This is a genomic window from Chromatiaceae bacterium, assembly GCA_024235395.1.
Lineage (GTDB): Bacteria > Pseudomonadota > Gammaproteobacteria > Chromatiales > Chromatiaceae > Thiosocius.
The window spans coordinates 793,315-813,361 of the sequence record JACKMK010000002.1 but is presented as its reverse complement, the minus strand read 5'-3'; the positions used below and the strand labels follow the sequence as shown (position 1 = coordinate 813,361).

21 protein-coding genes are annotated in these 20,047 nt (G+C 66.0%); 7 read left to right on the top strand and 14 right to left on the bottom strand.

Annotated features, from left to right (window positions below):
- The 4 genes from H6955_11835 to H6955_11820 all read left to right on the top strand — a co-directional run bounded on the left by H6955_11835 (window position 1) and on the right by H6955_11820 (window position 2,099).
- Window positions 1-573 (top strand): DUF447 family protein, encoded by a 573-nt coding sequence (locus H6955_11835; protein MCP5314247.1) that lies wholly within the window; start codon window positions 1-3, stop codon window positions 571-573.
- The gene (locus H6955_11830; protein MCP5314246.1) at window positions 570-1,286 is read left to right on the top strand and encodes a (5-formylfuran-3-yl)methyl phosphate synthase; all 717 of its coding nucleotides are present in this window, start codon (window positions 570-572) and stop codon (window positions 1,284-1,286) included. Before H6955_11835 ends, H6955_11830 begins: the two co-directional genes overlap by 4 nt.
- On the top strand, window positions 1,283-1,639 hold the full coding sequence (locus H6955_11825) for an S-adenosylmethionine decarboxylase (GenBank protein MCP5314245.1): 357 nt from the start codon (window positions 1,283-1,285) through the stop codon (window positions 1,637-1,639). Before H6955_11830 ends, H6955_11825 begins: the two co-directional genes overlap by 4 nt.
- Before the next feature lie 67 nt (window positions 1,640-1,706).
- Complete coding sequence (locus H6955_11820; protein ID MCP5314244.1) at window positions 1,707-2,099, top strand: 4a-hydroxytetrahydrobiopterin dehydratase; 393 nt, start codon at window positions 1,707-1,709, stop codon at window positions 2,097-2,099.
- Window positions 2,100-2,128: 29 nt separating this feature from the next.
- Here H6955_11820 and H6955_11815 read toward each other — a convergent pair whose 3' ends face one another.
- From H6955_11815 to H6955_11800, 4 genes are read right to left on the bottom strand one after another with little or no spacing between them, the layout of a single operon-like run.
- On the bottom strand, window positions 2,129-2,737 hold the full coding sequence (locus H6955_11815; protein MCP5314243.1) for an amino acid kinase: 609 nt from the start codon (window positions 2,735-2,737) through the stop codon (window positions 2,129-2,131).
- Window positions 2,724-4,109, bottom strand: a complete 1,386-nt coding sequence (pabB, locus tag H6955_11810) for an aminodeoxychorismate synthase component I (protein ID MCP5314242.1) — start codon at window positions 4,107-4,109, stop codon at window positions 2,724-2,726. The genes H6955_11815 and pabB overlap by 14 nt, the downstream gene beginning before the upstream one ends.
- Window positions 4,097-5,155, bottom strand: coding sequence for a hypothetical protein (locus tag H6955_11805; GenBank protein MCP5314241.1), 1,059 nt, complete (start codon window positions 5,153-5,155; stop codon window positions 4,097-4,099). Before H6955_11805 ends, pabB begins: the two co-directional genes overlap by 13 nt.
- Window positions 5,145-6,143 (bottom strand): ATP-grasp domain-containing protein, encoded by a 999-nt coding sequence (locus H6955_11800; protein ID MCP5314240.1) that lies wholly within the window; start codon window positions 6,141-6,143, stop codon window positions 5,145-5,147. The genes H6955_11805 and H6955_11800 overlap by 11 nt, the downstream gene beginning before the upstream one ends.
- 9 nt (window positions 6,144-6,152) lie before the next feature.
- Here H6955_11800 and H6955_11795 point away from each other — a divergent pair, with 9 nt between their 5' ends.
- Window positions 6,153-6,833: a nickel transporter gene (locus tag H6955_11795; GenBank protein ID MCP5314239.1), complete on the top strand. Its 681-nt coding sequence runs from the start codon at window positions 6,153-6,155 to the stop codon at window positions 6,831-6,833.
- On the opposite strand, the gene H6955_11790 is transcribed toward H6955_11795, so the two are convergent.
- The 8 genes from H6955_11790 to H6955_11755 are packed head-to-tail and all read right to left on the bottom strand — an operon-like array spanning window position 6,814 to window position 14,507.
- A complete protein-coding gene (locus H6955_11790) occupies window positions 6,814-8,061 on the bottom strand; it encodes a 6-carboxytetrahydropterin synthase (GenBank protein ID MCP5314238.1) in 1,248 nt (415 codons plus the stop codon). The two genes, H6955_11795 and H6955_11790, sit on opposite strands and share 20 nt — an antisense overlap.
- Before the next feature lie 58 nt (window positions 8,062-8,119).
- Complete coding sequence (fae, locus tag H6955_11785; GenBank protein ID MCP5314237.1) at window positions 8,120-8,632, bottom strand: formaldehyde-activating enzyme; 513 nt, start codon at window positions 8,630-8,632, stop codon at window positions 8,120-8,122.
- Between the two features lie 28 nt (window positions 8,633-8,660).
- A complete protein-coding gene (locus H6955_11780; GenBank protein MCP5314236.1) occupies window positions 8,661-9,563 on the bottom strand; it encodes a triphosphoribosyl-dephospho-CoA synthase in 903 nt (300 codons plus the stop codon).
- Window positions 9,564-9,583: 20 nt separating this feature from the next.
- On the bottom strand, window positions 9,584-10,489 hold the full coding sequence (locus H6955_11775) for an alpha-L-glutamate ligase (protein ID MCP5314235.1): 906 nt from the start codon (window positions 10,487-10,489) through the stop codon (window positions 9,584-9,586).
- 2 nt (window positions 10,490-10,491) lie between these two features.
- The gene (locus tag H6955_11770) at window positions 10,492-11,475 is read right to left on the bottom strand and encodes a methenyltetrahydromethanopterin cyclohydrolase (GenBank protein MCP5314234.1); all 984 of its coding nucleotides are present in this window, start codon (window positions 11,473-11,475) and stop codon (window positions 10,492-10,494) included.
- A 1-nt stretch (window position 11,476) separates the two neighbouring features.
- Window positions 11,477-12,586 (bottom strand): ATP-grasp domain-containing protein, encoded by a 1,110-nt coding sequence (locus H6955_11765; GenBank protein ID MCP5314233.1) that lies wholly within the window; start codon window positions 12,584-12,586, stop codon window positions 11,477-11,479.
- 1 nt (window position 12,587) lies between these two features.
- Window positions 12,588-13,466, bottom strand: a complete 879-nt coding sequence (locus H6955_11760) for a methylenetetrahydromethanopterin dehydrogenase (GenBank protein MCP5314232.1) — start codon at window positions 13,464-13,466, stop codon at window positions 12,588-12,590.
- A 30-nt stretch (window positions 13,467-13,496) separates the two neighbouring features.
- A complete protein-coding gene (locus H6955_11755) occupies window positions 13,497-14,507 on the bottom strand; it encodes a GHMP kinase (protein ID MCP5314231.1) in 1,011 nt (336 codons plus the stop codon).
- A gap of 245 nt (window positions 14,508-14,752) precedes the next feature.
- Between H6955_11755 and fhcD the strand changes: the two genes are divergently transcribed.
- A complete protein-coding gene (gene fhcD, locus H6955_11750) occupies window positions 14,753-15,649 on the top strand; it encodes a formylmethanofuran--tetrahydromethanopterin N-formyltransferase (GenBank protein ID MCP5314230.1) in 897 nt (298 codons plus the stop codon).
- Window positions 15,646-16,467, top strand: coding sequence for a formylmethanofuran dehydrogenase subunit C (locus tag H6955_11745; protein ID MCP5314229.1), 822 nt, complete (start codon window positions 15,646-15,648; stop codon window positions 16,465-16,467). Before fhcD ends, H6955_11745 begins: the two co-directional genes overlap by 4 nt.
- Before the next feature lie 4 nt (window positions 16,468-16,471).
- Here the strand turns inward: H6955_11745 and H6955_11740 are convergent, their stop codons facing one another.
- A complete protein-coding gene (locus H6955_11740; GenBank protein ID MCP5314228.1) occupies window positions 16,472-18,409 on the bottom strand; it encodes an SCO family protein in 1,938 nt (645 codons plus the stop codon).
- 104 nt (window positions 18,410-18,513) lie between these two features.
- Window positions 18,514-19,815, bottom strand: a complete 1,302-nt coding sequence (locus H6955_11735) for a selenium-binding protein (GenBank protein ID MCP5314227.1) — start codon at window positions 19,813-19,815, stop codon at window positions 18,514-18,516.
- Window positions 19,816-20,047 lie beyond the last annotated feature (232 nt).

The window sequence follows — 20,047 nt, the reverse complement described above, 5'->3', positions numbered from 1 at the left end:
ATGAGCGAACGCATCAACGAAATCCTGCTGGTCACCAACGATGCGGATGGCAGCGCACACATTGCACCGATGGGTCTGCGCTGGCGTGGTGAAATCTGCCTGCTCGCGCCTTTCCGGCCATCGCGCACACTCGACAACCTGTTGCGTGACCGGCACGCGAGCATCAACACCACCGATGACGTTCGCCTGTATGCCGGCTGCCTGACCGGGCGGCGCGACTGGCCGACGCAGCGCTGCACCCGGATTGCGTGCACACGATTGAGCGGGGCCTTGAGCCACCGCGAGGTCGAGGTCGTGCGTGTCGAGCAGGACGAACAACGGCCGCAGTTCCTGTGCCGCACCGTGCACATCGAGAATCATCGTCCGTTCGCCGGTTACAACCGGGCACAGGCCGCGGTACTCGAACTTGCGATCCTGGTGAGTCGCCTGGACAGGCTGCCGGACGACAAGATCGACAGCGAGATCGCCTACCTGCAGATCGCGATCGACAAGACTGCCGGCGCCGAGGAGCGGGAGGCATGGCGGTGGCTGCTGCGGCGGGTCGAAGAACACCGTGCGCGGGCCTGTGCATGACAGGACTGCTCGCCAGCATCCGCTCCGCCGACGAGGCACTGATCGCCTTGCATGGCGGGGCCGACATCATCGACTGCAAAGAACCGGCCGACGGGGCGCTCGGCGCCCTGCCCGCGAGGGACATCCGTGCGGTCGTGGCGGTGGTCGGTGGCAAGCGTCCGGTCAGCGCCACCACCGGCCGTCCCGCACCGGACGCCCGGGCGCTGCGCGAACAGATCGAGGCAACGGCGGATTGCGGGGTCGACATGGTCAAGTTCGGCCTGTACGACAGCGACGCCGCATCGCAGATGCTGGCCGCGGTGCGACCCGGCGTCGCAGACCTGAAGCTGGTCGCCGTGTGTTTTGCCGATCGCTACGACCCGAATGACCTGTTGCCACAGCTGGCCGATGCCGGCGTCTACGGTGCGATGCTCGATACGCACGACAAGCACGCCGGATCTTTGACCGAATGCCGGACACGGCAGTGGATCGCCGGATTCGTCGACGCCGCCCACAGCGTTGGCCTGGTTTGTGGTCTGGCCGGACGCCTGAGGTCCGACGATATCGCCCGATTGTTGCCGATCGGTGCCGACTATCTCGGGTTTCGCAGCGCATTGTGCGTGGGCGACCGCGCTGCCGGGATCGACCCGGACGCGGTCGCGCGCGTCCGTAGACGGATTCCAACTCGGACAACGAAAAAGGCGCCGCGTCACCGCCGCATGGAAGCCGTATGACGACCCTGTGTCCCGAGGTGTTGCGTCAGCGCCTGGTCATCGAGGGTCTGTACGGCATCCCCGCGGTCGACGCCACGTTCGTCGGTGCCCTGCTTCGCGGCCTGACCGAGCGACTGCGCATGACACCGATCGCCGACGCGCTGATCTTTTCGCCGGATGCGGTCAGCACACTGCATCACGGCGTTGGCGGCTTTCAGGCCTGGGCCGAATCGGGTTGTTCGCTATACACCTGGCGCGAGCGGCGTCTTTTCACGCTGGACGTCTACTCTTGCCGGCGCTTCGAACCGGCACTCTGCCTGGACTATATTCAGCAGGCGCTGCATCCGACGCACCTGGAATGGCGCCTGGTCTGAGCGCGGCACCCGGAGACACTGCGCCGCGGTCCGTGATTGGCGAGCGGCGTAACACGGAGATCGAACCATGAGCCAATGGCGTAACAAATCGAACGACGAGGTCTACAGCGACGCCGATATCGAGGCGCGCCTGCGAGACGAACTCCCGAAGTGGTATCTCGAAGACGGCTGGATCCGGCGCAAGTACAAGACCAGCGGATGGAAAGGCACGCTGATGGTGATCAACACCGTCGGCCACCTCGCCGAGGCGGCGTTTCATCACCCCGATCTCACCGCGTCCTACGCGTTCGTGATCGTCAAGCTGTGCACGCATTCCGCCAAGGGCGTTACCGCGAAGGACTTTGAGCTGGCAAGAAAGATCGAAGAGGTCGTGATGTGGCAACCGGGTCGAGAGCCGGGAAGCGCGCTCGAGGGCACACCGGATGACCCCAGGTTCAAGTACCTGAAGTACGACGCCTGAACAGCAGTCCGGCCACGCGGAAGGACCGATCAGCAGGCGACTGACAGCATCGGTCCTTCGCGCCCGTCGAGTACCGCCGCAAGCGTTGCGCTGTGCTTGCGCGACATCATCCAGACCGGACCGGGGAAGTGTCGCAGGTAGCCGTCGAATGCGGCGTCCAGCAGGCCGCTGCGCTGCAGGCCACCGACGTCTGCCACCGTCACCGGCAACTCGACCGATTTCACCAGCAACACACCGCTGGCGTTCAAGACACTGGCAAGCCACACGGCCAGACTGTCCGAGGTGACACGCCAGCTCGCTGCGATCGCCGGCTCGGCGAGGACCATCCGGCTGGGCAGCCAGACCGGGACCCTGCCGCTGCGCAGCGCATGACGCATCTCGTCGGCTTCGGCGGCCGGGACCATCCCGGGCTGCATTGCACACAGCATCTGCGCCATCTGTTCCATGCCACGCAACGCCATCGCATGTGCGGCGGCATCGTCGAACCCCCAGCGGGCCTGCACCGTGCGCACCTGATCGGCGAACGGACCTCCCCCCGGCACCACCACCAGCGGCTGCTCCACGCGCTCCAGTTGCTGCAACCAGTCCGCGAGATAGGGGGAGTCCCACAGACTTCCGCCGAGCTTAACGACCCACATCGGAAAGGCCCTCGCCATTGAGCAGACGCAACATCGCCGCGGCCTTGTCGAACGTCTCCTGATACTCGGCATCCGCAGTGGAATCGGCGACGATCCCGCCTCCGGCCCAGCATCGGACCCTGCCATGGTTATAGACCAGAGTACGGATCGCGATATTCGAATCCATGTTGCCGTCGGCCGAAAAATACGCGATCGAACCGCAATACAGCCCGCGACGGTGAGGTTCGAGTTCCTCGATGATCTGCATCGCGCGGATCTTCGGTGCACCGGTGATCGACCCCCCGGGAAAGCAGGCGCGCACCAGGTCGAAGGCATCCCGTCCCTCGCCCAGTTCGCCGCACACCGTGCTGACCAGGTGGTGTACCGTCGCGTAGCTCTCGACGTCGAACAGTTTCGGTACCCGCACGCTGCCGATACGGCAGGTACGCCCGATGTCGTTGCGCAGCAGGTCCACGATCATCAGGTTTTCGGCCTGGTCCTTTCGGCTGCCGGCCAGCTCCGCAGCCATCGCCGAATCCCCCTCGGGGGTATCGGCGCGCGGACGCGTGCCCTTGATCGGCTTGGTCTCCACGTGCCCATTGACCAGAGACAGAAAGCGCTCCGGCGATGAACTCAGGGCCTGACCGTAAGGCGTGTTGACGAAGGCACTGAACGGCGCCGGATTGAGCTCGCGCAGACGCAGATAGGCCGACCATCCGTCGCCTTCTGCCGGTGCGGTGAAACGTTGTGCGAAATTGACCTGGTAGCAGTCGCCGTCGCGGATATAGCGCGCGATGCGCGCAAACGCGGCATCGTATTGTCGACGATCCATGTTGGAACGCACCGGACCTGTGACCCGGAAAGGTCGGCGGACCACGCTCTGTGCAGGTCGACCGAACTGCCGCAGCAGCGACCACCAGCGGCGCCGCGTGCGCGGATCCCTGCCCTGCCCGACCAACCAGCTGCGCCGCATCTGATGATCGACGACCACGGCCCAGTCGAACAGCCCGATCGCCATTTCCGGCAGGTCCTCGGCATCCCGGGCGCAACTCGGCAGGCGCTCGAATCGACGGCCGAGGTCATATGACAACCAACCGAGCGCACCGCCGCAGAACGGCAGCCCGGTATCGTTGACGATCGGCTCGCCGAGCGCCTCGCGCAGCAGACGAAGCGGGTCCGAACTGCTGCGGCGCACACCGTCGCCGTCACGTATCTCGGTGAACAGGCCACGGGTGCACAGCGTCAGATAGGGATCGGCAGCGAAGACGTCGTAACGACCCGCTTGCGAATAGGGCCGGCCGCTGTCCAGGAACACCGCCCAGGGGCGCTGTGCGATTCCGGCAAATAGCTGGCTGCTGTCCGGTCGATAGGGAAGCTCGGTCAACAGGCACATGCCAACCTCTGCATTGCGACCAGCTGTGCGATGGCGACCGCCGGTACGCAATCCGCACCAGACCCTCCACCGCTGGCCGGCGCACCGATCAACGTGTCGACATCGTGACATTCACGGCCCAGGCGCTGTGCCAGACGCGGCACCAGGAAACGGCCTGCACCGGCGGCATAGAGTGGCAGCGACAGTGTCGGTGCCACACTGAGCTGACGCCAGCAGGCGTCGGCGATCAGGTCAAGCTGGCGTTCGGCTACGAACGCCGCGAGCGCCCGCCAGCTGTCCACGCTGGCATCGCCCAGGTCGGCGCCGATCATGCGGGCGAGGCGGCGCATGCTGGATGTCGTGTCCTTGTCTCGGCCATCCGCGCTCGGATACTGGTCGGCACCATCCGGCAGCACCTCGAGAACGCGGTAGACGTCGGCCATGGTGGCGAAGTGTTCGCTCGCGACCGCCATCCAGTCACCGGCGAAGGGCACCCGCTGGACCACCGCCATCACCGGCGTACGCACCACACCGGTATACACCAGTTCCTCGCACGCAAGCCGCTCGCGATCACTGTAGCCGCGGTTGCACACCACCCGCCCATGAAACGGCAGCAGGTCGGTCGTTGTACTGCCGATGTCGACCAGCAGTCCTTCACCACGAGTGGCCGCAAGCCAAGCCGCCGAGGCGTACCAGTTGGCCGACGCGATGTTGCGATACAGGCTGGCGGACTGCGCGGGATCGACGAATTCCAGCGGGCCCGCATACAGCCGCAGGCTGCCCGCGGGCAGGCGTTCGGCGACAAAGGCGGCGAGTGTGGCGACGCCGACCGTGCGGTTCTCGAACAGGTCCGCCAGTTCGCCGGTCATGGTGAGCACGTGGTCGAAGGCACTGAACTCGACACGTTTCCCCAGGTCGCAAAACGCGTCGTCGAGCGGCTGCAGTCCCTGCCAGAGCGGAGTCGCTCGCTGCGCGATCCACTGCAGACCGCCCTGTGCATCGAGCACCGCCATCTTGAGGTGCGCGCCGCCGAGATCCCAGCCGATGATGCCCAGCTTACGCGACACGTCCCAACTCCAGGTCCACATGGATGCTCTGCGCGCCGACCAGTGGCAACGGCAACGTCGAGGTGGTGTTCAGCATGTGTATCAACAGCTCGGCGACATTCCAGCCGGTGGAGCGCCGGATACCGGCATATGAGGTGGTCAGTCGCGGGTTGACCTCCAGCACCACTGGGCCGCGGTCCGTCATCACCAGGTCCACGCCCACATACCCCCAGAGGCCGGGAATCGCACGACACACCTGTTCACCGAGTTGGCCCAACAGCTCGCGCGACTCGTTCAGACCGTTGACGACGCAACCGAGCAGCACGAAACCGTCATCCACCTGGGCGACACGTTGCACGTTGCAACCCAGCAGACACACGCAGTGTTCGTCGACCAACAGGGACAGACTCGCGGCCTGCCCTTCGAGATAGGGTTGCACCAGCCACTGCGACGGCTCGCTCTGGCTGTCGATAAAGTCGCCGAGCGCACGCCCGTCCGTCAGCAGGTGGATACCCCGGCACCCAACCCCCTTGTTCGGTTTGACTACCAGGATCGGGGTGTCGACCGACGACACACCGTCGGCACGCCAACTCGGTACGACCGGCACGCCGCAACGACCCAGTAGATCCAAGGTGCGCTGCTTGTCGGCGGCAATCGCGACCGCGCCGGCCGTGCTGTTGAGCAGGGGTTTGCGTGCCCACTCGACGTCGTGACACAGAGACTCCAGCACATTGTCGCTCTCCGGCGCGATCGGCAGTACTGCATCGGCCTGTGCCAGGCAATGCGCCCACCCCATCTGCCAATCTCCCTCCACCCAATGCACCTCGATCGGCAGCTGCGGCATCTGCAGACGACGGTCGCGGCACACCAACACCTCGACGCCATGGATGTCGAGCAGGTCGCGCACCACGGCGTTCAGCATCAGATCGCCCTCGACGGCGAGGTCTGCTACCATCGCGTCGTTGTAACATCCCCCGCCGGTCACGTATTCGAATACGAAGATTCGCATCCCGACTCCTTGAAGATCATTCCCGTCATCGACCTTCTCCGCGGTCGCGCCGTGCACGCGATACGTGGTCGGCGATCCGCGTACCGTCCCTGGCAAAGTGTGCTCTGTCCCGATGGACAGGTACTGCCGCTGGTGCGGCGCCTCCACGAACAGTTGCAGTTCCCGCTGATCTACCTGGCCGATCTCGATGCCATCCAGGGCCAAGCGAGCCAGCTCGCACTGGTCGGACAGATCGCCGATACCTTTCCCGATCTGCAGATCTGGCTTGACGGTGGTTTCAGGACACCGTCCAGCCTGGCAGCGGCGACTGACGAACGCATCCTTCCGGTGGTCGGGTCAGAGACCTGGACCGACCCTGCGTCACCCATCGGCGACAAGGCGCTGTTGTCGATCGACCGAGGCGTCGACGGCCTGCGTGACCCTTCGGGCATCGCGCACGATGCCGCGCGCCGTCCCGTCGACCTGATCCTGATGAACCTCGAACGTGTCGGCGCCGACAGCGGCCCCGACCTGGCGATGTTGGAGCACTGGCGGGCTGAGGCACCTTCGGCGCGCCTGTACCTGGCAGGCGGCGTACGCAACGTCGCCGATCTCGAGACGATCGCGCGCGCCGGCGCCGCCGGGACCCTGGTGGCCAGTGCCTTGCACGACGGCAGGCTCGATGCACGGATCATCGCCCGGCTCCGATAACCGACTGCCCGGCTACGGTCCGCAGGGTCGCCGGCTCGGCCAACAACAACTGCCTGCGCCGTTCACTGTCGGCGGGCCCGGCAAACGGGTGCAGCAGCGTGTTGGAACCCTGCGCCTGATAGTCGGCCAGCGTGGGCCCGCGGTAGTCGCACCATGACTGCGGTGTCTCGTACAGGCGCAGGCGGCTGAGTGCCGGCAGGTAGTCGATCAGGCACTCCCAGATGTGGGCGCACAGCATTTCGGTACTCGAGCGCCAGGCGAGTTCCCCGGCGGCATAGTTCAGGTTGTGATGATCGAAGCGCTCGACCACCTGCTTCGACACCACCCGCTTCAGGTAGCCGTAGTCGACCACACAGCCGGTCATCGGATCGATGCGGTCGCTGACCTCGACCTGCAGAACGTAGCGACCGCCATGCAGGTTGGAACATTTGGCCGGGTGGTCGGTGATGAAATGCGCCGCATCGAACACCAGTTCCTTGCTGACCGTGGCTGCCGGCGTGTCCGCATTGAACCGCTCCGCCGCGGTCGGCATCGAACGCAGGCGACCGTCCAGCAGATCGAGCAGGCGACGGGTGTCGGCCGTCTCGCAGGTGCGCAGCAGCAGGCCGCCCGGATGGTCCGCCGCATCGAGCGCCTTGCAGTGCACGGCGTGATCCCGCCACAACGCCTGACGCACATCCTCGCCTTGATGTGCGCAGTTGAACTGCATGAACAGATAACCGCCGAGCAGTTCCGCGCTGTGTGCCACATAGACGGCCAGCGCGTCGAGGAACGCGGGCGGCGGTTCCATCCCCACCCAGGCAGGGTCGCGACCGAGATTCACGGCCCTGGTGCGCAGCTGGTTGCGCGCGACCACCCGATGGGTGTCGGCGGTGTACTCGTAGCTCTGACAGTAACGGAAACCGTAGTCGGCGAGGCGTTCGAGAGCCCACAACAGCAATTCGAGACGGCGCACCTCGCCGCGCACCTCGGCCAGGCCGTCGTGGGTCTGCACCAGACCGGCCCAACGCAGGCCGCACAGTGTCGCCCGTGCGTCCTCACCCGGGCATTTCGATGTGCGACGGTAGTTGTCGGGTGAGTCGGCCGCATTCACCAGGTCGCTGGGTACGACCAGTTCCAGCGGCAGCTGGTGGCGAATTGCGTACTCCTGCAATGTCAAACCGCTGCAATGCAGCAGATGCGCGTTGTCGAACCGCTCCGGTTCCGCACCACACTCTCGACATTTCATCGCGTTGCCCTCGGGGTCGGCGCGCTCGGTGGGGCCCTGGGACCCCACCGAGCAACACTCAGGCGTGAGCCGCAAACGGGTGTTCCTGCTGGCCCTTGCCGGCAAGCACCTCCGCTGCGGTCGGGGTCCCGGCAATGGCGCGCTTCAGCGCCTGCTTGGTCGCCTCGTAGTTGTAGTCCTGGATCTTCGCGTCGTCTTCCGCCTCCCAGTGGATGAACACACCGACGGAGATGAACAGGTCCTCGGCCTCTGCGGCCGGTATCGTGCCGTCCTCGACGCAGTCCGCCACGGCCATCGCGACGCCACGCTGAGCCGGGCCGAACATCTGCACGGCCTGCTTGGCCCCCTTGATGGTCACCTTGTTGAACATCATCGTGTGCGGCTTGCAGGGCAGGTTCGGAGCCACCACCGCCAGCAACGCGGTGAAGCCGTCTTTGTTGTTCACCAGGCCGTTGCAGAACGCGGTCTCTGCTGCCGAACCGCGCGGTCCGATGATCAGGTCGATATGCGCGACCTCGTTGCCGTCACCCACCAGGGACTCGCCCACCAGGGTTTTGGTTATCGTTGCCATGTCGTTTCTCCTTCGTTGCTTTGCTTGGCTAATGGACAGTTGCAGCACTCTCAGCCGGGTGCGGCGTTTCGGCGTGCTGGGGTTTTCCGGGGTCTCCGGGGTTGCGTACCGTCCGCGTCAGCAGGCGGTACATGAGCAGGCTGGCGACACACAGGTCTGCGGTCGTACCAGGGTTCAAACCATGGCGCTTGAGCTCGCCGTCGAATGTACGCAGCGCGGCATATGCGGTGTGATCGTTGGCTGCCGCCGCACAGTCGCGCCGCACCTCTGCGGCACGCTGCATCACCCGGTTCGCGGCAGCGGCACCGTGCTTGCGCCGGATATGGGTATCCGGATGACGCGACAACAGGTGCAGGAACAGACCGGTGAGCGCCGGCGCGACGGCGCCGGTCCGCCCGAACTCGCGTGCAAGTGCCGGCACGGCGTCGTCGAACAGATCCGCGAAGCCATTCGCGTACTGTCGTGCAATCGCATCACCGGCGGCAGCCGCGTGCATCGCTTCGGTCAGACGCACCCGGCATCGCGTGGCGACATCGTGTTCGGCGACCTCGCCGAGGCCGCCCGGCGCCGCCAGGCGAATCGCTGCGAACACCGCGTCACCGTCGGCAGCGTCGGCCGCATCGAGCACCAGGTCGATGGCGTCGCGCAGCCCATGGCGCGGAAAATCCATCGCCGCCTGGATCAAGGGTGCACACAACAGCACGATGCCGAGGTTGGTATTGCAGCCGACCGCGCTACGGGTTGCCGAGACCGACAGCCAAACGCGCCGACCCAGTCGGATGCCAGCGCGCGCCATATGCGGCGCACTGGCGTCGGCACTACGCAGAAAGGCGTCGGCGGTCATGCCGTGTCCCGGCGACGCCAGCGAGACATTGCCGGGCTTGAACGCCGTGACATCGGCGACGCAGGCCTCGCGATAGAGGTCGGCCAGCGAAGGATTGGCGTGATCCGTCACGACACCACCTCGTCGAGCCGTGAAGTCCCACAGCGCCGCAGCAGGTCGTCGACCAGGCTCGCGGCGATGTCGATCTGGCAGACACTCTGCAGTCCCCGCCACGCCGGAATACTGTTGACCTCGATCACCCACCAGCTGCCATCGCGGTCGCGCATCAGATCGACCCCGGCGTAGGCCATGTCCAGACAGCCGGCAGCCGCCTCGGCGAGTCGCGCGCATTCGCCTTCGGGCAGGGCCGCCTGGCATTGACCGCCCTGGGCGACATTCGCACGCCAGCCGGGTGCGCTGCGGCGCATCGCTGCGATCGCGCGGCCACCCACGACCATCACCCGCCAATCCGTCGCGGTATCCGAACGTTCGCCGACGAAGCGCTGCAGATACCAGACACCGTTGACCTCCGCGACGTCAGGCAGGTCGCACGCCGCGGCAACGACGGCAATACCCTGCCCCTGCGAGCCGAACAGGGGTTTGCACAACAGGACGTCACGCCGCGCGGTCTCGCGTCGCACGATTTCACGCGCCACGTCGGGGTCGGCCGTGACCCAGGTCGGCGGCGTCGCTATGCCGGCATGGTGCAGGCGCAGCGTGGTGTATGCCTTGTCGACCGAACGCTCGATCGCCCGCCCGTCGTTGTAGACCGGGACGCCCAGGTCCTGCAGTGCGTGCAGGGCATTCAGCTGGAACACCGTCTGCTCCAGCGTGCCGCCCGGCACACCGCGCACGAACACCGCGTCGGGCAGCCGATCGGTGAAACCCCCGAGTACCACCGGCGGTACATCCTGCAGACGCAACACCGCGGTGCTGAGCGAGGAAAACGCGCCGGTCACCCCACGCGCGGCAAACGCCTCGCGCAGCCGCGCACCGTGCCAACCCGGATCGTCGGTGACAATCGCGACATGCATGTTCAAAACGCCACCCCGAACGAATCGCCGAGCAGGCCGGCGTCGATCGCGCCGCCGCGAAAGGTGCGGCCTGAACGCAGCGCCGTGACTGCGACGCTTGCGGGGCTGAACAGCATCGGGTCGATCTTGAAGAAATCGAAGCCGTACGCCTTGAAGACCTCGGCGAACGGACGTCCGTAGTCGCTCGACCCACTGCTCGGCAACGCATTCGCCAGCCGCGACGCTGCGGCGTCGTCGCTGTCGACGTACAGGTGCACCTGGCCGGCAAACAGGATCGCGTCGTTCGTGCGCCCCATCGCGGCCAGGAAATCTGCGGCCGGCGGCGGCAGCGGTGCGGTGCCGATCCCGTCGACGATATCGTGCAGAGGAAAACCGATCTCGTGCGCCTTGTGCAGCGCGACCTCCAGCACGCGCGCGACCACCTGGGTGGTGCCGGCCAGGCTGCGCGTCGGCGTGACGATCAACGACAACGACTCCGGAGACACGCCGCAGTCGTCGACGATCTTGCTGACCAACGCCGGTGGCGGTATGCGGTCCGCCTCGAGTACCAGGATGGCGCGATCCGCCTGTTCGCTCAGGCGCAACTCGTCGAACAGTTTTTCCTTGCGCGCGAGCACCCGCCCGGGGCCGGAACCGAGCGCTTGGAACGCCCCCTTGCCCTCGCCCGACGAGAGGCTCCAACCGGCGTACTGACTGCCGAGGCAGGCCATCACCGGATCGCTGCTGTGCACCGTGACGTTGACCGCCCATTGCGGCACCGGTCCTTGACCGCTGAACGCGACTCTGCCGAGCCCGCCCATGCAGATCTCGCTGATTCGCCGGCCGGCCTCGAGGCCGCCACGATGTTCGATGCCCGCATCGATCACCTGCGCGCCGTCCGCAAGCCGGGTGACACCGATTCGCAGGGTACCGGCATCGGCGACCAGTGCGTCGAGCAATCGCCCGGCGCGTCGATTCATCTCCAGGTCCTGGGTCGGGGCATCCATGTCAGGCGGCCTGCTCATGGACGCTGCCCGCCAGGCGCAACACGCTGTCGGTGTGTTGCCTCAGCTGCCCGGCGACCGCCTCGATCGTTCGCCCTTCGGCATGTACCGTACAAAGCGGCGCCTCCGCAGGGATCGAAGAGCCGGGTACCGGGCAATCGCTGACCCAGGACGGCCATTCGACGCAGCGCACGGTGATTGGCCGGCGCGCGTACACGATGCGCAGACCGCGCACGACATCGCTGCCGGGCTGCGCCGGCAGGCGACCACGACAGGCGTCGACATGCGTCAGGCAGCCGCCGCGCGGCAGAATCGTCTCGTACAGTTCGAGGCTCGCGGGCGGACGGGCATTGAGATCGAGCAGCAGCGGCTCCCCGCGCTGCAGCACGAAGTCGAGCCCGTTGACGCCACGCAGGCCCAGCGCCCGGGTCAAACGACGCGCGGTCTCCAGCATGCGTTCGCGCACCGCTGGCGGCGGTTGCAGCCCGCCGATCGCGCCGGCGAAGCGGAAGTCACCGGCCGCAGGATAGCGGGCCATCAGTCGGTTGAACCCGATGCCCATGATCGCGGCGCCGTCGGCGGCGAACGTCAGCGAACAGAGCGGGCCATTGACATAGCGCTGAAAGTAGCCGGCGGGCCCGGTCGGCACCGGGTCCGATGCCCGCCGTACGGCGCTGCCGCCACAACCACCCGGCGGCTTGGCGAGCCAGGCTGCGGGCGCCGGCGGCGATTCGAACATCACCTCCGGATAGGCGATACCGAGCTCCTCCAGCAGCGCGAAGCGGCGCCGCGGTTGAGCCAGCCAGTGCAGGACCGACGGATCGTTGCCGAGCATCCCGGGGCGACGTCTCGCCAGCCAGCTCAAGGCGCCGGGATCGTCTTCGAATCCCGCACCGTAGATCCATCCGCTGCAATCCCCGGTGACGGCGGCCGCGGCCCGGGACAAGGCGTGCGCAGTGCATGACGAAATGCGCTCGTGGAAGACGCTTGCCGCGCGTGTATCGACGTCGGCAAACGCATCGACCGCCACGACCGCAGTCGTCGCGGCATGCGCGGATTGCGCCAGGTAGCGTACCGAGTTGCCGACCAGGAGATATCTCGCGGCTGCGTCCATCTCACACCCTGGTGCGCGCCGTCTCGAAGGCCTGCCTGAAGTCCAGGTAGACCGGACCGTCGGACGCGAGCATCTGTCGCAACAGATCCTGCTGGGTCTGGTATTTGACGTTGCCGACCGCCAGTGCGCCGATCCCGACTGCGGGCTGCGGCGTCGCGGCGACCGGCACGCCGTCGTCCATGACACCGACGCCGGCGATGCCCTCGGGCGGCACCGCGTTGACATCGCACAGTACGCGCGCCTGTTTCGCGACACCGAGTTGCCGCGCATCGAGCACCTGCACGCCGGCCTTCGCCGCACTGAACACCAGGTCGGCTTCGGCCAACAGGCCGCGAACCTTCGCATCGTCGCTGCCGTCAGCGCCGCTGACCTCCACACTGTAGCGCTCGCGGCACTGTGCGGCGGCCGCGTCCGCCTTGGACTGGTCGTGATGGCTGACGATCACCGGACGTGCGCCGACCTGGGCGAGCAGCACCGCACAGGTCATCCCGACCGGGCCCGTGCCACCGAAGATCACCGCACGGCTGCCGTCCAGCGGTGTCCCGCCGGTCTGCGCGCGGAAATGTTTTTCGGCGCATGCGACCATCCCGGCCGCGGTGGTGAATGCCCCACTGGGGTCGGCGAACACCGAGACCTCGAACGGGGGCACCATCGCCTTGCGCGCAGCGCGCAACATGTCCATCGCGAGGTGGATGTCGCGACCACCGATGAAAATGCCGGTACGCCTGACGCCCTTCGGACCACGCGAGAAGATCGCGTCCTGGGTCAGGTCGGCGATCTGATCGGCACCCAGCGCCGTATACGGGATGCAGTGTTGCCAGCCCGCGTCGATCGCCATGTTGACGTCGAACGGACTCAGATTGCTCGCAGCACTGAACATGTGCAGGATGGCATCGCGCTCAGCCATGGCTCAGTGCATTTCCTTGAGCGCATCGAATTGCGGTTGCAGCTCGATCCGGCTGCCCTGGTTGTGCGCCCTGGTGACCACGAACCGTAGCGACGACAGATCGCCGAAACGCTGCCGCGTCATGCGCAACACCGACTGCGCATCCGCCTCACTCGGCAGCAGTGCGAAGCCGGTCGGCCCCCAGGAACTCTGACCGATGCCGGTGAAGCCGAGGGACTCGATCCAGGCGAGCGCATCGGCGACGGCCGTGCTGGTGAAGCGTCCACCCTGGGCCGGCGCAAAATGGTCACCGACCCGGCGCTGAAGCTCGGCAATGCCATCGGCGACCGGCTGCAGCCGGCGTTCCTGCACACCGGGGAGGATCTGCATCAGCGTGAGATGACACAGGTGCGCCGAGACCTCACGCGGGAAGGGTGGCAGACGGCGGAACGCGTCCAGTTCCCGCGCCCCGTGCAACCCCTGCCCGCGGGCGTCCATCACCAGCAACACGCGCCACTCGTCCGGAAACGCTAGGCGTGCGGTGACCGGCGGCACTGCACCGTCCTCGCCGACCCCGCTGTCGACCAGGAAGCCGCCCTGGTCGAACGCGCCGATGCCGATACCGGAACGCCCACCACGCCGCAGACAGGCCGCGACATCGCGGGTCGACATCGCGCGGTCGCAGAGCGCGGCGACCGCGCGCCCCACCGCCAACGCCATCTGCGTACCGGAGCCGAGTCCCAGATGGTCAGGTATCGCCGACCTGAGCTCCAGGCGCAGTCCGCCTCGCAGCCCGAGCTGACCGGCGATCTCGCGGGCGTAGCGCAGCGCGCGCTCGGCGCCGGCCCCCTGGGCACTGAAGTCGGCGGCGCGATGCGCACAGAGCTCGGTGTGAAATCCCGCGATGCTCAGCCCGAGGCTACCAAAACGCCGACCCAGCGTTCCGCTCATGTCGAGAAATCCGAGGTGCAGGCGGGCCTGCGTGTCGACCAGCACACGCCCGCAGCCGCTTTGGTGGTGTCTCCTCTGAGTCATACCACCGCCTTTTGCAATCGCCGTGCCTGAAACAGGCCGGTGTCTGAGATCAGGTGCTTGGCGCCCACCCATGACCCCGTTGCACCTGTTTCGTGTCACAGTGTCACGAACACTCAGCGCGACGATGACAATGTTCGACGCGTATGCGGCACCTTGCGCTACAGGCCTCGACAGGGCGTCGCCCGCCCATACCGGCACGGCTCTTGCGTCGCACGCCGGCAACGAAATGATGTGGACTGCACGGCATGCAGCTCAACGGGGTTACGATCGACGATACCTTTGCCGAGGCATTCGGCATGAAGGCCACCCGGGTACTGATCACTGCGATCGATCACCATTGGGCCATGCAGGCCGCACACACGATGACCGGATTCGCCACCTCGGTGATCGGCTGCGGCGTCGAGGCGGGGATCGAAGCGCAGTTGCCGGGCGCTGCAACGCCCGACGGCCGCCCGGGCGTCGCCGTATTGCTGTTTGGCATGTCCGGTAAGGAGTTGGCCAAGCAGCTCGAGACACGTATCGGGCAATGCGTGCTGACCTGTCCGACCACGGCGGTATTCGCCGGCATGGATGGCGACGAACGTCTGCCGCTCGGTAAGAATTTGCGTTACTTCGGAGACGGCTATCAGATCAGCAAGCTGATCGATGGCCGGCGTTACTGGCGCGTACCGGTGATGGACGGCGAGTTCCTCGCCGAACAGGACACCGGGCGCTGCAAGGCGATTGGAGGTGGTAACTTTCTGGTGCTCGCCCGCACGCAGGCCCAGGCGCTCGAGGCGTGCATGGATGCGGTCGAGGCGATGCGCGCCTTGCCGAACGTCGTGCTGCCATTCCCCGGTGGCATCGTCCGCTCCGGCTCGAAGGTCGGTTCCAAGTACAAGGCATTGATGGCATCGACCAACGATGCCTATTGCCCGACCCTGCGTGGGCTGGTGCCGTCGCAATTGGGCGAAACAACCGGGGCAGTGCTGGAGATCGTGGTGAATGGGATAGCCGAGCAGGATGTGGGCAATGCGATGCGCACCGGGATCCAGGCGGTGTGCGAACACGGGCAGGCCGGTGGTATTCAGCGCATCTCCGCCGGCAACTACGGCGGCAAACTCGGCCAGTACCACTTTCATCTGCATCAGGTGCTCGCATGACGATCACACTGCGTCAGGTGCAGGCGCCTACCCAACGCCTCGATCTGCGTGGTCTGCTGCCCACCGTGCTCGCCGGCATGCCGATCGACGATGTCCGGCGCTGGGTCTTGCGTGCGGGCAACCGACGCATACCGCTCGGTCAGCTGTTTGACGTCTCCGTCGATCCCGAGACCGATTCACAGGCACTGGTCATCCACTCGCTGAACGGCCGCATCGACTTCGTCGGCGGCGCGATGGATCAGGGCTCTATCACCATACACGGCGATGTCGGCGATTGCGCCGGCGATGCGATGCGTGGTGGTCGACTGACAGTCTATGGCAACGCCGGTGACCTGACTGGACGCGGACTGCACGGTGGCCACCTGGAGGTTCACGGCGATACCGGCGACCGGGTCGGTGGCCCGGCGGACGGCGAACGCCAGGGGCAGCGCGGCGGCGTCATCCGCATACGCGGCAATGCCGGTGAACGCTCCGCTGAACGCATGCGGCGGGGCATGTTGATCATCGAAGGCGATACCGGTGCCCTCGCGGGGTATCGCATGATCGCCGGCACCGTGTTTGTCGGCGGCCAGGTCGGTGAGCGCGCCGGTTACGGCATGCACCGGGGCACACTGCTGCTGCGCAGGCGTCCGCAGCAGGTCTGTCCCACGCTGCGCGCCAACGGCCGTCACCGACTTCCGTTCCTGGCACTGTTGCTCGGCGACCTGCAGCGCATTATCGGGAGTGCAGCGGTGCCCGACGACGAACCACCGGAGGTCGAACGCTACCTCGGCGACGTCGCGGTGGACGGCCGCGGCGAATTGCTGATCCTGCGCTGAGCGATCACTTGTTGGCCTGGCGCGTGACGTCACCGACCGGCGCGGCAAACGCATCGGCGACGATCGCGTCGACATTGCCACCGGTCAGGCTTCGCAGAAAGTCGACCAGGTCATCGATCTCCGTTTCGCTGAGGCCGAGCGGGTGGATGCGGGCGTCGCGCAGCGGGTTGTCCACGCCGCCGGCATTGTAGAACGCCACCACCTCGCGCAGGCTGCCGATCGAACCGTTGTGCATATAAGGTGCACTCAACGCGACGTTACGCAGACTGGGCGTACGGTACTTCCAACGGTCATCGGGATCCTGGGTGATCTCGTACCGACCGAGATCGGGCGGCGGCGGTTCGCCCACCGAATCGATCACGGCATGCGGCACCTCGACCACGACACCCGGCGCCAACACGACGCGGTGTGATTCCGGTGTGATACCCATCGATTCACGGTAGCCGGTCCCGGTGTTATGCAGTTGGTCATCGGTGAACAGCGCATCGTGTTCGCCCACCGGGTGGCAGCCGACGCACCCGGCCTTGCCGGTGAACAGCGCGAAACCGCGTCTGGCCGGCTCGCTGATCGCGTCCGACTGTCCGCCGAAGTACCAGCGGTCGAACGCCGAGTCACCGGCCAACAGCGTGCGCTGATAACTCGCGAGCGCCATGCCAAGCGTCTCCATGCCGACCGGGCGACCGGCAAACGCCGCCTCGAACAACCCCTGGTAGTCGCTCAGTCCGTGGATCTTTCCCACCACCGCACCGACCGACGGGTTGGCCATCTCGTTCGCTGCGAGCAGTGGACCCCAGACCTGTTGTTCGAGCGTCTCTTCACGCCCGTCGTGAAACAGCCGACCCAGGTAGGCGACGTTGTACAAGGTCGGTGCATTGCGCCGAACGCTGCGTCCCTCAAAACCGACTGCGGTCGCCAGTTCATTGCTGGTGAAACCCTGTTCGGGTACGTGGCACATCGCACACGAAAAGGTGTTGTTGAGCGACAGGCGCCGGTCGAAGAACAGCTTGCGACCCAACGCCACCTTTGCCCGGGTGACCGGGTTCGCCTCGGGTTGCGGAACCGGCGGGAGACCCAGCGGTGGACGCTCGGTGAGCGCCAGCAGGTCGGCCGGCGTGCCGTGCCGCCGCTGCAACGCCAGACTGCGCGTCTGGTACTGTCCGGAAAGGTAACCGTCGCGCGGGTCGCCCGGTCGCGACAGTGTGGCAACCGGGCGCGTGTCCGGATGATTGGACTCGACGGTCGTCGCATCGCGGTCGAGCAACACGGTCTCCAGGTCCGCAATGAGCAGGTCCCGGTCGAGAAACGACACGCTGTAGATGTTGCGGATCTTTCTGTTCGCATCGATCAGGTAGACCCGCAGTATGTGCGAGAACGACGGCAAGGCGTCGCCCCGATCGTCGACGTCGCGGATCACCGATTGTCCATAGCCATCCAGAATCGGCTGCAATGCCTCCGCGGAACCGGTGGTCAGGAACCGCCAGTCCCCCTGCCCGGCGAGACCCGCACCGTATAGCGCCATCGCATCCGGGGTATCGAAGACCGGATCGAAACTCAGGCTGATGATGCGCACACGGTCACGCAACCCCGGCTGGTCGCGCATCTTGCGCAACACGCTGTACAACACGCCGGTCGCCAGCGGGCAACCGTTGGCGTCACTGCAGCTGCTGTAGATGAAGCTCAGCAGCACCAGCTTGTCGTCGCCGAACTGGTCGAACAGGCGGCGCTCCCGACCATCCGAATCCAGTACCACCCCGTCCACTGCGTCGCCGAGTACCGGTAGGCTGTAACTCCCGGCCGCCGGCGCACGAAATTCGGACGCCACGTAGGCCGGCGCCAGGACCTGCGGTCCCTCGATTGCGGGCGCGGCAGACACGCCCGGCGACGACAGGCATGCGAGCCATACCAACGCGAGGATCACGCCGCCAGCGGGTGCCCGGATCATTTCGCCCCCTTGCGACCGCCGGTGCCGGTTGACCCTAGACGGTTCGATAGCCCGCTTCCCGCGCGCATGGATGCGCACGGGAAGCACTCCGTCCGGCATGCGTCCTATTCGATCGCCGCGAGCGCCGAACCCTCGGCCTGTCCGGGATCACGCTTGGCATACAGGGAATAGGCGCCGAATCGCATCTGATGCGGACGACCCAGCTTTTCCGCGTAGAAATCGATCTCGAACCGCTTGTCCAGTTGCTTGCCATCCCAGTTGTACGCTCTGAAGAACTGGTCGTTGTCTTCGCCCTTCTTGTCCCAGTTCGCAAGCAAGGAGCTCGTGTAGTACTGGCGTTTGCCGTCCCAGCTCCCGGATACCATGTTGACCTGGCGGCCGATCACGGTCTCGTAGACCTGTTTCGGATGTTCCGGATCGCTCATGTCGAAATAACGTGTCTTTCCGTCCATGAAGGTGTTCACGAAGAACCCGGAGTCGTCCGAGGCGATCGAGAAATCGACCGGCAGCGGCACCTTGGACGGGTCACCGATGTCGGCGATCGCCTTGGCCTGCCATTCGCCGGCCTCGTCCTCGTAGATCATCCAGACCTTCGACGTCAGCGCGGTCGTGGTCAGGCACCAGTTGTGGTTAGGCTGCCAGGCGCAGCGGATCTCGAGCGGGGCACCGGGCACATCGAGCACCTTCTTCGGCTGGCGGGTGTGCAGGTTCCAGACCACGACGGTGTTGCCGAACCGCTTCATCGCCTCCTGATCCTGGAGCATCTTGCCGAAGTCCATCATGTAGTTCGACCAGCCGGTGAACGACGAGGTGACCAGCACGTTGCGCCGCGGCAGTGCGCGCACGTCGTACCCGTAACCATCGGCGTACTGGCCACCCTTTTTCGCGCCCTGCAGGTTGTCGTCGGTGGGCATCCAGTGCGTGGCCACATACTCGCCGTCGTTGGTGTACTCGACCAATGCTGTGCGGCCGCCGTGGTCCTTGTTGTTGGAGAGACCAGTGATCATCATCCGGCCGGGCAGCGCATAGGTGGTATGCGGTCCGACGACGCCGCCGCTACTGGCCACGAAGTCTTCCACCACCTTGTGCAGGCGCGGCTTGGCGGGATCGGTGTGCACATCGAACACGAACAGCTTGCTGGTATCCAGACCGCCGGCCCACAGATACCGGCGGTCGTCGGTGAATCCCGAATGGTGGGCCTCGTTGCGGCCGCCGACCGACAGTGTGTGCACCACCTTGCCGTAGCTGGTGGACTTCGGATTCACGTCGATCGTGACCAGCTTGTCCTGGCCATCACCGACACCCTCGGCGCCGAGCGTCCAGACGTAGACGAAATCCTCCTGCCCGACGATCTTCGCCATATACGGCGACATGCAGGTCTCGTCGGCGAGTGCCGCCGGGGACATCGCGGCAGACGCGGCGCAGATCGCCAGCGCGGCACTGCCACACAGCTGCAACTTCCGGCTCGTCATGGTGTTTTCCTCCATCGTTTTTGCTTATGTTTTCGTTAAACCCTCTGTCTCGGGCGACCATCCCGACTCGGCGGTCGCCCACGCGGGCCCCATCCTTAAAGCAATTCAGGTGCCAATGGTCGGCCGACGCGGCCCGACCGTGGGCGCGGCATGCGCCCCTGCCCGC